The sequence below is a fragment of the Campylobacter sp. BCW_6468 genome (genome assembly GCF_001762865.1).
Taxonomy (GTDB): Bacteria; Campylobacterota; Campylobacteria; order Campylobacterales; family Campylobacteraceae; genus Campylobacter_D; species Campylobacter_D jejuni.
This window is the reverse complement of sequence record NZ_MJXQ01000030.1, coordinates 82737-95496: the sequence shown is the minus strand read 5'-3', so window position 1 is coordinate 95496 and position 12760 is coordinate 82737. Positions and strand designations below refer to the sequence as shown.

The 12760-nt window shown below is 29.3% G+C and carries 13 protein-coding genes; 12 read left to right on the top strand and 1 reads right to left on the bottom strand.

The genetic code is table 11. The features are described from left to right. Positions 1-64 precede the first annotated feature (64 nt). The 12 genes from AJ889_RS03270 to mrdA all read left to right on the top strand — a co-directional run bounded on the left by AJ889_RS03270 (position 65) and on the right by mrdA (position 10842). Positions 65-925, top strand: coding sequence for an NAD(+) kinase (locus AJ889_RS03270; RefSeq protein WP_002852365.1), 861 nt, complete (start codon positions 65-67; stop codon positions 923-925). Continuing rightward, positions 925-2448: an AAA family ATPase gene (locus AJ889_RS03265; RefSeq protein WP_070293252.1), complete on the top strand. Its 1524-nt coding sequence runs from the start codon at positions 925-927 to the stop codon at positions 2446-2448. The genes AJ889_RS03270 and AJ889_RS03265 overlap by 1 nt, the downstream gene beginning before the upstream one ends. 105 nt (positions 2449-2553) lie before the next feature. Beyond that, positions 2554-3798: a bile resistance response regulator CbrR gene (cbrR, locus tag AJ889_RS03260; protein ID WP_002858608.1), complete on the top strand. Its 1245-nt coding sequence runs from the start codon at positions 2554-2556 to the stop codon at positions 3796-3798. Continuing rightward, positions 3789-4604, top strand: coding sequence for a TatD family hydrolase (locus AJ889_RS03255; RefSeq protein WP_002904511.1), 816 nt, complete (start codon positions 3789-3791; stop codon positions 4602-4604). The genes cbrR and AJ889_RS03255 overlap by 10 nt, the downstream gene beginning before the upstream one ends. Next, a complete protein-coding gene (locus AJ889_RS03250; protein WP_002874294.1) occupies positions 4604-5722 on the top strand; it encodes a lytic transglycosylase domain-containing protein in 1119 nt (372 codons plus the stop codon). Before AJ889_RS03255 ends, AJ889_RS03250 begins: the two co-directional genes overlap by 1 nt. Then, entirely contained in the window at positions 5682-6509 is an 828-nt protein-coding gene (locus AJ889_RS03245) for a septal ring lytic transglycosylase RlpA family protein (protein ID WP_002852227.1), read from the top strand. Before AJ889_RS03250 ends, AJ889_RS03245 begins: the two co-directional genes overlap by 41 nt. Positions 6510-6514: 5 nt before the next feature. Then, the gene (locus AJ889_RS03240; RefSeq protein WP_002872380.1) at positions 6515-7003 is read left to right on the top strand and encodes an HAD-IIIA family hydrolase; all 489 of its coding nucleotides are present in this window, start codon (positions 6515-6517) and stop codon (positions 7001-7003) included. Continuing rightward, positions 6994-7509: a hypothetical protein gene (locus tag AJ889_RS03235; protein WP_002859585.1), complete on the top strand. Its 516-nt coding sequence runs from the start codon at positions 6994-6996 to the stop codon at positions 7507-7509. The genes AJ889_RS03240 and AJ889_RS03235 overlap by 10 nt, the downstream gene beginning before the upstream one ends. Further along, positions 7491-7952 (top strand): LptA/OstA family protein, encoded by a 462-nt coding sequence (locus tag AJ889_RS03230; RefSeq protein ID WP_002934613.1) that lies wholly within the window; start codon positions 7491-7493, stop codon positions 7950-7952. The genes AJ889_RS03235 and AJ889_RS03230 overlap by 19 nt, the downstream gene beginning before the upstream one ends. Then, positions 7949-8545 (top strand): ribosome biogenesis GTP-binding protein YihA/YsxC, encoded by a 597-nt coding sequence (yihA, locus tag AJ889_RS03225; protein WP_002859990.1) that lies wholly within the window; start codon positions 7949-7951, stop codon positions 8543-8545. The genes AJ889_RS03230 and yihA overlap by 4 nt, the downstream gene beginning before the upstream one ends. Next, a complete protein-coding gene (locus tag AJ889_RS03220; protein WP_002859588.1) occupies positions 8542-9036 on the top strand; it encodes a hypothetical protein in 495 nt (164 codons plus the stop codon). The genes yihA and AJ889_RS03220 overlap by 4 nt, the downstream gene beginning before the upstream one ends. Then, positions 9037-10842, top strand: a complete 1806-nt coding sequence (mrdA, locus tag AJ889_RS03215) for a penicillin-binding protein 2 (protein ID WP_002934614.1) — start codon at positions 9037-9039, stop codon at positions 10840-10842. A gap of 120 nt (positions 10843-10962) precedes the next feature. Here the strand turns inward: mrdA and AJ889_RS03210 are convergent, their stop codons facing one another. Then, a complete protein-coding gene (locus tag AJ889_RS03210) occupies positions 10963-12753 on the bottom strand; it encodes an aminopeptidase P family protein (RefSeq protein WP_002865668.1) in 1791 nt (596 codons plus the stop codon). Positions 12754-12760 lie beyond the last annotated feature (7 nt).

Here is a 12760-nt window from a genome sequence, read left to right as displayed (position 1 = left end):
AGATAATGAGCAAAATTATAGTATTTTTATTCTTTTGCTTTGCTAAGATTTGATATAATTTTTTATGCAAAATAAAATAGATTATAAAAATATTAAAAAAATTGGACTTGTTACGCGACCCAATGTGAGTTTAGATAAGGAAATTTTAAAACTTCAATCGATTTTATCTATATATAAAGTTGAACTTGTATTGCTTAAAGAAAGTTCTGAAATTTTAGATTTGCCGAAGTATGGATTGGATGATTTGTTTAAAATATCCGATTTTGTTATTTCTTTAGGTGGAGATGGAACTTTGATTTCTTTATGCCGTAAAGCTTGTGAATATGATAAAGCAGTTTTAGGAATTCATGCTGGACATTTAGGTTTTTTAACAGATTTTAAAGTTGATGAAGCTGAAAATTTTTTTCAAGCTTTTTTTCAAGGAGAATTTAGAATAGAAAAGCCTTATTTGTTAAGTGTTTTTTTAGAAGATAAGCAAGGAAAAATTTTAGAAAAATTAGCTTTTAACGATGTGGTTATCAGTAAAAACAATCAAGCTTCTATGGCTCATATAGAAGTTTTTAGAAAAGAAAAGAAATTTAATGAATATTTTGGAGATGGGCTTATTGTTGCAACTCCTGCGGGTTCAACAGCTTATAATTTAAGTGCAAATGGGCCCATAGTTTATACTTTAGCTCAAGCTTTTATCTTAACTCCTGTTTGTTCTCATTCTTTAACACAACGCCCTATTGTCTTACCAAAAGGTTTTGAAATAGAGATTATGGCAAAGGATTGTATACTTTGCATTGATGGGCAAGAAAATTATAAAATGAATGATTTTAAAAGTATAAAAGTGGGTTTAAGTGATAAAAATGTGGCTTTAATTCACCCAAAAAATAGGGATTATTTTCAAATTTTAAAAGAAAAATTACACTGGGGAAATTGATGATAAATAGAATTTTTATGAAAGAAAATCTTGGTTTTAAAAAGGCTGAGCTTGAAATTTCTAAAGGACTTACCGTTTTTACGGGGCTAAGTGGAGCTGGAAAATCAGTTTTGTTTAAAGGAATTTTATCCGCATTTTCTTTGAGTGAAAGTGAGGCTAAAATTGTCGAAATAGAACTAGATGATAAGTTGGATTTAGAAAGTTTTGGTATAGAAAGTGAAGAGGAGAATGTTTTTAAGCTTTTAAAAGAAAAAAACACAAAATATTTTATTAACAATCAAAGCATAGCGAAAAAAAGTTTGCAAAATTTAAGTAAAACTTTTATTAAGTATTTAAGCGCAAAGGAAAATAACGAATTTAGAAATGAAAAATTTTTAAATCTCTTAGATGCCTTGGAGATGCAAGAAAATACAAATTTTGTTTCCTTTTTAGAAGATTTTAAAAAAGATTTTAATGCTTATAGTCAAATTTCTAATGAGCTTAATGCAATTTTAGAAGAAGAAAAAAAAGTAGAAGAATTAAAAGAACTAGCTAGAGCACAAATTGAAAAAATTTCAAGCATTAATCCTAAAATAGGTGAGTATGAAGAGCTTTTAATACTTAAAAAAAAGCTTTCTAAAAAAGATAAATTAGAAGAAGCTTGGAGTAAGGCAGAGCGTATTTTTGAGCTTGAAAAAGTTGTTATTGAAGCTTTAAATTTAAGCGAAGTTGATGCGAGTTTTTTTAGTGAATGTTTGAATGAATTGCGTGTGATTTGCGAAAATCAAAAAATGGAAGATTTGGATTTTGATGTGGAGGCGCTTTTAGATCGCATTGAAAATTTATCCTATCTTATCAAGCGTTATGAAAGCATAGAAAATGCTTTAGAAGTTTTAAAACAAAAAAAATATGAGCTAGAGCATTATGAAAATTTAAGTTTTGAAAAAAAAGAACTTGAAAAAAAATTTCAAGAATTAAAACAAAAATTAGAAGAAAAAGCACAAATTTTAACTCAAACAAGAAAGAAAAACCTTAAAAAATTAGAAAAATGTTTAAATAATTATCTTAAAGATCTTTATATGAAAGATGCAAGTTTGACGCTTAAAGAAAATGAAAAAATTTCAATTTTAGGCAAAGATGAGATAATGCTAGATATTAATTTAGCTCATTTAAAAAATTTAAGTTCGGGTGAATTAAATCGCTTAAGACTTGCTTTTATAGCCACAGAATGTAATATTTTAAATACAGGCAAAGGGATATTATTTTTAGATGAAATTGATGCAAATTTAAGCGGAAAAGAGGCTATGAGTATAGCTAAGGTTTTAGAGGAACTTTCTAAGTTTTATCAAATTTTTGCTATTTCTCATTTGCCTCAACTTTCCTCTAAGGCACATAATCATTTTTTAGTTGAAAAAAATGGTGAAGAAAGTAAGGTAAAAAAGCTTGATCAAGAAGAAAGAATTAAAGAACTTGCTAGGATGGTAAGTGGAGAGCTTGTTAGTGATGAAGCGATCGAATTTGCTAAGACCTTATTTAAGAATTAAGCGGATTTTTTATTTTGCTATGTTAAAATATATAACTATAAAAATTTCCTTTCTTTTGAAATAAATATAATAAAAAATTTTAGATATAAAGGTATTTTACACACTATGAATAAGAAAATTTTAATTATTGATGACAATAAAATGCTCGGCAAACTTTTGGCTAAAAAAATTCAAATGACTTTAGATTATGAGGTAGATATTGCTTTTGGTTTTGCTGAAGCTAAGGAGTTAATGAATAATGATTATTTTTTAGCTTTTGTGGATTTATGCTTGCCAGATGCCCCAAATGGTGAAGTTGTGGATTATGTTATAGAAAAGAAAATTCCTGCTATTGTTCTTACGGCTAGTGGTGATAAGGCTACTAAAGAAAAATTTATGGATAAAGATATATTAGATTATATTTTTAAAGAAAGTGAAACTTGCATTGATGAGATTATTAGTTCTATTGTAAAACTTAATCAATATGCAAAAACTAAAGTGATTGTAGCTATGAGCAAGCTACCTGAACGTAATGAAATTAAAAAAATACTTACTCAAAGACAATTTAATGTTTTAGCTGCGGCTCATGGTGAAGAAGCAATGAGTTATTTAAATGATAATAATGATGTTAAGCTTATTATAGCAGATGTCAATATGCCAGTAATTAGCGGTTTTGAGCTTTTGACTCAAGTAAGAGAACGTTTTAGTGATGATGAATTAGGTGTGATTCTTTTGGGGGATCATAATGATTCATTTGAAGCGAATTCTTTTAAAAATGGAGTTAATGAGTATTTGTTTAAGCCTTTAAGCAAGGAAAGTTTTAATTGTCGCTTAGATCGTTGTTTATCTTACATGGATGATAAAAAATTTTTAAGCACTTATAATGTTTTAGATCCTGTATCTGGGGTTAAAAATTATAATGCTTTAATCGATGGAATAGATGATTATTTTAACGAAATAGCAACAAAAGACGAGGAATTTGCTTTTGCTTTTTTAGATATAGATAATCTTCAAATGATTAACGATGAATACGGCCGTGAAGTTGGTGATGAAGTAATTAAAATCTGCGCCAATGAAATAGTCAATGAAACTAAAGGAAGAGATCTTGTAGGTAGATATAGTGCAGAAAAAATTTGTATTTTGCTTAAAAATATATCCCAAGAAAGAGCGATTAAAATCTTTTCTCGTATACGAGTAAATATAAAAAAGGCTGGTGTTTTAGTTAATTTAGATGAAGTCTTTTTTACAGCTTCTATAGGCGTGGTTTTTGGAAAAAGTGGAGATAAGATTGATTCTTTGGCTGATAAAGCAAGTAAAATATTGTCTCAAGCAAAAGATAATGGCAAGGATAGAGTTGAAGTATGTTCTTAAATCTTGATTTTCAAGATGGTTTAAGGATTGTTGATACGCATTGCCATCTAGACAGTGAAGCATTTAAAGATGATTTAGATGAAACTTTAAATCGTGCTTTTAAAAATGGTATAGAGAAAATCATCATACCTGGTGCTGATATAAAAGACTTGCCTTATGCAGCTACAATTGCTCATAAATATAAAAATATTTTTTTTGCAGCAGGGGTGCATCCTTATGAAATTGATAATTATGATGAGAAAATTTTAAGGCAGTATTTATGCGATGAAAAGTGTGTAGCTGTAGGTGAATGTGGGCTTGATTATTTCCGTTTTAAAAGTGATCTTGCTGAAGAAATTCAAAAAGAAAAAGAAAATCAAAAAAAGATTTTTATCGCACAGCTTGAACTTGCTATTGAATTTAAAAAACCTGTTATCATTCACTCAAGAGAAGCAAATCATGATACTTATGAGATTTTACATGGGTATTCTAAGGATCTTGTAGGAGGAGTTTTACACTGCTTTAATGCAAGCGAACATTTACTAACTCTTTTTGAAGATGGATTTTATTTTGGTATTGGGGGAGTTTTAACTTTTAAAAATGCTAAGAAATTAGTTGAAATTTTACCTAAAATTCCAAAAGATAGACTACTACTTGAAACTGATGCTCCATATCTTACTCCAGAGCCTTATCGCGGTAAAAGAAATGAACCTTTGTTAACTCAATTTGTAGCAAACAAAATGTGTGAAGTATTGGATTTATCAAGAAAAGAACTTCTAGAAATTTGTTTTAACAATTCTGAAAAATTATTTTTTAAAGGTTATTAATGAAAAAAATTTTATTGTGTTTTTTAATATGTTTTAATTTTCTTTTTGCACAAATTAATACTCCTGAATTTTATGAAAGACAAATGAATGTTTTAAGAAATTTAGATATTAATCCAAGTTTTATCAGTGATTTGATTTTTGTGCAAACTCAACAAGATATAAAATCAAAACATGCTCAAACTTTAATAGATAGTATGCAAAATTTTTCAAAAGTTACTCCTATGATAAGAAAAATTTTAGCCCAGCAGGAAGTTCCTGATGAGATTTTGTATCTAGCTATGGTTGAATCAGGCTTGAAAACTCATAGTGTTTCTAATGCCAAGGCTGTAGGGGTTTGGCAATTTATGCAACCAACAGCTAGAAATTTGGGTTTAAGAATCGATGCTTATGTTGATGAAAGGCGTGATCCAGTCAAGTCAACTTATGCCGCTACAAATTATTTAAAAGAGCTAAAAGAAGAATTTGGCAAATGGTATTTGGCACTTTTAGCTTATAATTGCGGAAATGGCAAGCTAAGACAAGCTATCAAGCAAGCAGGAAGTGATGATTTAAGTGTTTTATTGAACCCTGATAAGAAATATCTTTCTTTAGAAACTAGAAATTTTATAAGAAAGATTTTAACGCTTGCTTTTTTAGCTAATGATAGGGATTTTTTACTAGATAAAGATGCGTCTTTAATGAATTATGCTTTAAGCAATGAATTTGCAAAAGTTGATGTGCCTTCTTCTGCATCTTTAAAAGAAATAGCTAAAAATTTAAATATGGATCTTGTAACTTTTAAGAAATATAATCCACAATTTAAACATAATTTTACGCCTCCTGGTAAAGGGTATTATATGTATATACCACTTAATAAAGTAGCATTTTTTGATAAAAATTTTAAAGCAGAAAAACTTGCAAAGGTTGATACAACTATACCTATGACAAGAACTTATACCGTTAAGTCTGGTGACTCTTTATATAAAATAGCAAAAAATTATAATATAAGTGTTGATGAAATTCGAGAATTCAATAAAATAGCAAAAAATCATCTTAGCATTAATCAAAAATTAATTATACCAATCAAGGAGAATAAAAATGCAAATAAAAACAATTACACTAAAGTTGTCAGCCGTTAGTCTAGGGGCTTTATTTTTTAGTGGTTGTTTAGGCACTAGTTTTTTTTCTAGCTTGGATAATGCTCAAGTGTATTATCCTTCAAATGATTTTAAAAGCAGTCCTAGTTCTTCAGGGACTAAAGGAACGATGAAGCCTTATACTATCAACGGTAAAACTTATTATCCTACTGTTGTAGCAGTAGGCGAAACTGCTGATGGTATTGCGAGTTGGTATGGGCCAGGCTTTCACGGCAAGAAAACCTCTAATGGCGAAACCTATAATCAAAATGCTTTAACCGCGGCTCATAAAACTTTACCTATGAATACCATCTTAAAAGTAACCAATCTAAATAACAATCGTCAAGTTACCGTTCGTGTGAATGATAGAGGTCCTTTTGTAAATAATCGTATTATAGATTTATCAAAAGGAGCTGCTAGTCAAATTGATATGATTGCTTCAGGAACAGCTCCAGTAAGGCTTGAGGTTATAGGGTTTGGATCAAGTAATTCGGGTAATAATATTGTACATTCTAATGTAAACTATGGAAATAGTGGAGAGATTGCAAATAATGGACAAATTTATGAAGGTGGAAATTTCATGGTTCAAATTGGAGCCTTTAAAAACCCAGCTGGAGCACAAACGATAGCAGCAAGATATAAAACTTATAGAACTTATAGCTCTACTATACGCACAAGTTCAGTGGATGGGTTAAATCGCGTTTTCTTAACAGGCTTTAGAAGTGAAGATGAAGCAAGGGATTTTGCTGCAAGTGGTGCATTTGCAGGTGCATTTGTTGTAAGAGAGTAAAAATTATGACAGAATTGATTTTTTTGGATGTAGATGGCTGTTTAACTGATGGAAAAATTATTTATACTTCTAATGGAGAATTTATTAAAGAATTTGATGTAAAAGATGGAGCGGCTATCGAGGCTTGGCTAAAGCTTGGTAAAAAAATTGCTATTATTACAGGTAGAAATTGTCCTTGTGTTGAAAAAAGAGCTAAAGATTTAAAAATAGAAATTTTATATCAAGGTATCAAAGATAAGTTAGCTTGTGCAAAAGAAATTTTACAAAAACTTAATTTAGATTTTTCTCAGTGTGCGGCTATTGGGGATTATTTTAATGATAAGGCTTTACTTGAAAGTGTAGGACTTAGTTTTAAGCCAAAAGATGGTCATAAAGATTTAAATGTAGACATAGTGCTTAGCAAAAAAGGTGGTAAGGCTGCTGTAGCACAGATGATAGAAATTTTAGTAGAAAAAAATCATCTAAAAGAAGAATGGAATAAGCTTTGGCTATAAAAATTTTTGGAATTTTAATTGCTCTTTTTACAATTACTTTTACGATTTTAAGTTTGCAAGATCCATATTCTTTGAATTTGCAAACTAATGCTTTAAATTTTAAAAATATTGAGGCTAAAAATTTGAAAGCTTATGAGAGTAATGCTAGTACAATTAAGGCATATTATAAGGCAAATTCTTGGGTGAGATATGCAGATAGAGATGAATTTAATGATTTTATTACTTTAAATTTAGATTTTAATCTTAGTGCGAATCGTTTAGAGTTTTTCAATAAAGATATGAGCAAGGTTTTGTTTGAAGGAAATGTTACTTATATAGGTTCTAATAATGTCAAAATTATTTCTCAAGAGGTAGAATACCAACCTAAGGATAAAATTTTACATACAAATACTAATTTTAAAGCTCTGATCAATGGAAGTATTATTAACGGAAATACTTTAAACTATGATGTAAAAAACAAAATTTTAAATATCCAAGGAGTAAATGCGTGGTTGCAAGACAAATAATTTTATTGTTAGCTTGTGTAAGTGTAACTTGGGCAACTCAAATTGAAGTAAAAGCTTTAAATTTTTACTCAGATGAAAATAAGGGTGAAAGTATTCTTAGTGGAAATGTAGAAGTAATTAGAGGTGATGATATTTTAAATTCTGAAAAATTGATTATTTATACGGATAAAAATCGCAAACCTATTCGTTATGAAGCAATGCAAAATGCTAGGTTTAAGATTGTTTTAAAAGGTAAAATTTATAAAGGTAGTGGAGATAAATTTATTTATAATGTTATTAAAGATACTTACGAGATTAATGGTCATGCTTATATAAATGAGCTTGGAAGCAATCAAAAACTTTTTGGTGATAAAATAATAGTCGATAGAAAAGCTAATATTTATCGAGTGGAGAGTAAGGATCAAAAACCTGCTCGTTTTGTGTTTGATCTTAAAGACAAATGATAATTAGTGCTAAATTTATCACTTCTTTAGTGAAATTTGATGAGAATTTGAGCTCAAATTTTAGTGAAGTAGCATTTTTGGGGCGTTCTAATGTCGGAAAAAGTTCTTTAATCAATTCTTTGTGTAAACAAAAAAATTTAGCCAAAAGTTCGGCAACTCCTGGAAAAACTCAGCTTATAAATTTTTTCGAAGTAGCTTGCAAAAGAAATGAAGAAAAATTTAATATCAATTTTATCGATTTACCAGGGTTTGGTTATGCAAAGGTTTCTAAAAATTTAAAAGAAATATGGAATCAAAACTTAGATGAATTTTTAAAATTAAGAACCTCGATAAAGTTATTTATACATTTAATCGACTCAAGACATACTCATTTAGAGATCGATGTAAATTTAAATGACTATTTGAAAAGATTTTTACGACCTGATCAAAAAATTTTAAAAGTTTTTACCAAATGCGATAAATTAAATCAAAGTGAAAAAGCTAAGTTAAAAAATGAATTTAAAGACTCTATTTTAGTTTCAAATTTGAATAAATTTGGCCTTGATTCTTTAGAAGATATTATTATCAATCAAACTTTAGGTCTTGATAAATGAGAAGAAATTTAAGTGCTTATAAAGCAAAATTTAATGGAGCTTATGTCTTTTTAGGATTTTTTTTTCTAATTTATCAGATTCTTGGTTCGACTTTTGTATATACCCCGTTACTTTATGGGATTTTTTTCTGTTATATGTTTTGCTTATTAGAAGAGAGAGAGAGAACTTTTTCAAAGCTTGATTTTAGATGGTATTTTTCTTTATTTTTTTTATTTTTTACTGATATAACTTATAATTTTTTTATTTTTTCATCTTGGTTGGCATTTTTTATTTTTTATTATCTTTGTGCAGATTGGATTAAGACAAATTTAAAAATTGGTAAATTTATCCCTGTTGTTTTTGTGCTTTGTGCTTACGGCATTATTTTGTTTTTGGATATGATATTGTTTTATATTGGAGATGAAAAAATTAAAATTTTAGGATGGGCGTATATTGTTTCAGTTTTTATAGAATGTTGTTTAGCTTATGTGTTTTTTAAAGGTAAAATTTAAATGAGAATGCGTCTAGTTGTTGGATTTATACTATTGTTTTTTATATTTTTATTAAGTCGTGTGTATTATTTGAGTATAAAATCAAATGTATATTATGAAGAGCTTGCTAAACAAAATGCCATAAAAACTGAATTTTTACCACCTGTTAGGGGTCAAATTACAGATAGAAATGGAACTTTATTGGCTATTAATGATTTGGGTTTTAGTATTTCTATTAAACCTTATTTAAGTATTAAAAAGTCAAATAAAGGAATTTTAGATAAAGAATTATCTGAACTTACAAATTTATTTCCTGATTTAAATGCTAGTAAATTAGCAGAAATTTATAAGAGAAATGATTCTTACTATAATCAAGATTTTATTAAAGTTGTAGATTTTATACCCTACGATGAGATTATTCCGCATTATTCAGAGTTAAATCTTAATAAAACAATAAAAATAGATCCTGTTGTAAAAAGAAAATATCCTTTTGGAAAATTGGCTTCGCATATTATTGGGTATGTAGGTAAGGCAAATTTGCAAGATGTTCAAGAAAATGAAATAGCAAAACTTTCTAACTATACGGGAAAAAGCGGTATAGAACGCTATTATAATGATATTTTACAAGGAGAAAAAGGAACTAGGGTTTATAAGGTTAATGCCTTAAATCAAGAAGTAGAACAGCTTTCTCACACTCCTGCTATGTCTAATGATATAGAACTTACGATAGATATAGAGCTTCAGTCTTATTTAACTTCATTGTTTGAAGGGAATGCTGGAGCTGCTATAATTATGAATGTAAATGATGGATCTATTTTAGCTGCAGGGAGTTTCCCTGAATATGATCTTAATCCTTTTGTAACAGGGATTTCTTTTAAGGATTGGGATGAGCTTTCAAATAGTCTTGATCATCCTTTTACAAATAAACTTATAAATGGATATTATCCTCCAGGTTCTGTTGTAAAAATGGGAGTAGGGCTTTCTTTTTTAAATTCTAAAAATATTAGCCCGTCGACTCAATATGTTTGCAATGGAAGCATTGAACTTGGAGGCAGGTTTTTTAGATGTTGGAATCGATCAGGCCATGGACCTGTGGATTTAAAACATGCGATAAAATATAGTTGTGATGTTTATTTTTATAATGGCAGTTTGCAAGTTGGAATCGATCAAATAAGTGAAACTTTATCTCGCATTGGCTTTGGAGCGAAAACAGGGGTAGATTTACCTAGTGAATTTGTAGGAACTTTACCAAGCAAAGAATGGAAGATGCAAAGATATAGACAATCTTGGTTTCAAGGTGATACTTTAAATACAGCTATAGGTCAAGGTAATTTTCTTGCAACACCTATGCAAATTGCTAGATATACGGCTCAAATCGCAAAAGGTGGAGAGGTTATACCTCATTTTTTAAAAAGCATAGAAAATAATAATACAACTATAGAAAATCAAATGGATGAAAATAAAAAAGAAATTTTTACTTTGTTTGAAAAGAGTCAATTGCCTTATATAAGAGATGCAATGTATGCTGTTGCTAATGAGCAAGGAGGAACCTCTTATCGTTATTTGCATAATCTTGATGTGAAAGTTGCAGCAAAAACAGGAACTGCTCAGGTTGTGGGATTTTCACAAACAGATAAAAATAGGGTTGATGAAAAACAATTTGAGTATTATACTAGATCTCATGCGTGGCTTACTTCTTATGCTCCTTATTCTAAGCCAAAATATGTAGTTACCGTTCTTTTGGAACATGGTGGGAGAAATATTACTTCAGGGGCAACTGTAGCTAAAATTTATCAAAAAATGATTGAACTTGGATATTTTAAATAATTTTTAGTTGTAAATTGAGTTTTTCAAAAAAAACTTTTTTAGCAATTGGTTTAAAAATCTTGTATTAAACAAATTATAAGTTTAATACAAGGAAAATTTATCTATGTTAACAAAAGTATCTTAAAAGATGGCTTTTGTTCTTTTTTCAAGCCAAACTAGAGCTTTTGGATAATCACCTAGCTTAGGAGAAAGTTTTTCAAATACTTCTTTGTGATAATTGTTTAACCATTCTTTTTCTTTTTCATCTAACATTTTTGTATCAATACAAGATATTTCAAAAGGACAAAGAGTAACAGGTTTAAAGTATAAAAACTCTCCAAAATCTTTATTTTTAGGATTTTCTACTTTGGTATGAATAACTAAATTTTCAAGTCTTATGCCCCATTTACCTACTTTATAAATACCTGGCTCTATGGAGGTTAGCATACCTTCTTTGGCTTTTGTTTTTTCAAGCACAGGGGATAGATAAGATAAAACTTGTGGACCTTCATGGACATTTAAAAAATATCCCACGCCATGTCCTGTGCCGTGTATATAGTCAATTTGTTCTTTCCATAAAGGTGCGCGTGTGATTGCATCAAGTAAGGGCATAGCTATATCTTTTGGAAAAATTGCACTGGAAATGGCAATATGTGCTTTTAAAACCAAGGTATAGTCATGAATTTGTTCTGCATTAGCCTTTCCTATTGGTACAACGCGTGTAATATCTGTTGTGCCGTTTTTATATTGTCCACCAGAATCAATAAGTAAAAGCCCATCTTTTTTAAGATAAGCAAAACTCTCTTTTGTGGCTTTATAATGTGGATATGCTGCATTTTCGTTAAAGCCTGCTATAGTGGTAAAACTATCACTTATGTAGTACTTGCTTTGTGCTCTAAATTCGCTTGCTTTAACATCTATGTCTAATTCGCTTATTAGTTCTTTATTTTCTATCGCTTCTTCAAGCCAGGCAAAAAATTTACATAAAGCCACTCCATCTTCTATCATAGCATCTTGTATATGCGCTATTTCTTTTGTATTTTTAGCTGCTTTTAAGTGAGTGCTTGGATTAATTTCTTGAATGATTTTTACGCTTTTATCTAAAGAATTTATGAGTAAAGCGGTCATTTTTGAAGGTTCAATAAGCAAATTTGTATTTGCAAGTTTTTCAAGCTCCATGATGATTTCATCATAATTTTTAAGCCAAAACCCATCTAAATTTAATTTTTTTTCAAGTTCTGAATTTACTTTTTTCTGATCAACAAAAAGCAAGGCTTTGTCTTCCAAGATTAGCAAATGACTTAAAAATACAGGATTATAATTTACATCATTCCCTCTTAAATTTGTAAGCCAAGCTATATCATCAAGGCTGGAGATTAAATGAGAGGTAACATTTAAATTTTTCATTTTTTGACGCACTAATGCTAATTTTTCTTTTCTTGAGTAAGAGCAGTATTCTAGTTCGTGTTCATAAATTTTTTCTTGTGGTAAAGTGGGACGATCTTTCCAAAGCGGACTTATCAAATCTATATGTTTTAAATTTGCCTTGCAATTAATCTTTAAATCTTTTTGCAAAGATAAAGGTAAAAGTGCAAAATCGATGCCTAAAATTTGATCTTCGCTTAAATTTTTTTCCAACCATTTGGTAAAAGTATTTTTAGCATCTTGCTTTTGTAAAAGTATGCCACTACCTTCTAATTCCTTTTGTGCTTGAAGCCAATATCTTCCATCTACCCACAAAAAGCCCTCTTCTTGTGTGATAAGAACTGTTCCAACAGAACCCTTAAAGCCACTGATAAAGACTCTGTTTTTGTAATATTCTGGTAAATATTCGCTCAAATGCGGATCCGCGCTTAAGATGAGATAGGCGTCAATATTATTTTCTTTCATTAATCTTCTAAGTTCTAATACTCTTTGTTTGTAAATACTCATATTTTCT

Excerpts from the sequence above, each read along its gene's own strand:
- AJ889_RS03245 (WP_002852227.1), top strand. The coding sequence starts at position 5,682 with ATGCAAATAAAAACAATTACACTAAAGTTGTCAGCCGTTAGTCTAGGG.
- cbrR (WP_002858608.1), top strand. The coding sequence starts at position 2,554 with ATGAATAAGAAAATTTTAATTATTGATGACAATAAAATGCTCGGCAAA.
- yihA (WP_002859990.1), top strand. The coding sequence starts at position 7,949 with ATGATAATTAGTGCTAAATTTATCACTTCTTTAGTGAAATTTGATGAG.
- AJ889_RS03265 (WP_070293252.1), top strand. The coding sequence starts at position 925 with ATGATAAATAGAATTTTTATGAAAGAAAATCTTGGTTTTAAAAAGGCT.
- AJ889_RS03250 (WP_002874294.1), top strand. The coding sequence starts at position 4,604 with ATGAAAAAAATTTTATTGTGTTTTTTAATATGTTTTAATTTTCTTTTT.
- mrdA (WP_002934614.1), top strand. The coding sequence starts at position 9,037 with ATGAGAATGCGTCTAGTTGTTGGATTTATACTATTGTTTTTTATATTT.
- AJ889_RS03220 (WP_002859588.1), top strand. The coding sequence starts at position 8,542 with ATGAGAAGAAATTTAAGTGCTTATAAAGCAAAATTTAATGGAGCTTAT.
- AJ889_RS03270 (WP_002852365.1), top strand. The coding sequence starts at position 65 with ATGCAAAATAAAATAGATTATAAAAATATTAAAAAAATTGGACTTGTT.
- AJ889_RS03210 (WP_002865668.1), bottom strand. The coding sequence starts at position 12,753 with ATGAGTATTTACAAACAAAGAGTATTAGAACTTAGAAGATTAATGAAA.
- AJ889_RS03240 (WP_002872380.1), top strand. The coding sequence starts at position 6,515 with ATGACAGAATTGATTTTTTTGGATGTAGATGGCTGTTTAACTGATGGA.
- AJ889_RS03255 (WP_002904511.1), top strand. The coding sequence starts at position 3,789 with ATGTTCTTAAATCTTGATTTTCAAGATGGTTTAAGGATTGTTGATACG.